The 400-nt window shown below is 69.2% G+C and carries 1 pseudogene; it reads left to right on the forward strand.

From position 1 onward, the window contains the following. A pseudogene (locus PUR56_RS10875) lies at positions 1-400 on the forward strand (sugar ABC transporter ATP-binding protein); the annotation flags it as partial.

A 400-nucleotide genomic window follows, 5' to 3' on the forward strand; every position in this document is an offset into this window, starting at 1 on the left:
GCCGACCTCAAACGCCTCGGCTTCGACAAAGTCCTCGACCCCGACCTCCTCGGCTCCCAACTCACCCCCGCCCAACGCCAACTCGTCGAAATCCTGCGCGCCCTCACCGGCGACGCCAAAGTCATCGCCTTCGACGAACCCACCTCCTCGCTGTCCGAACACGAAGTCGACGCGCTCTTCGCCCTCATCCGCCGCCTGCGCGACCAGGGCGTAGCCGTCATCTACGTCTCCCACCGCATGCAGGAGATCTTCCAGCTCGCCGACCGCATCGCGGTGCTGCGCGACGGCGCCCTCGCCGGCGTCCAGGACGCCGCGACCACCAGCGAGGGCGACCTCGTGCGGCTGATGGTCGGCCGGGACCTGTCCGCCATGTTCACCCGCGAACGCGTCGCCACCGACC

Origin of the sequence: Streptomyces sp. BE303 (genome assembly GCF_036290945.1) — a bacterium.
Taxonomy (GTDB): domain Bacteria; phylum Actinomycetota; class Actinomycetes; order Streptomycetales; family Streptomycetaceae; genus Kitasatospora.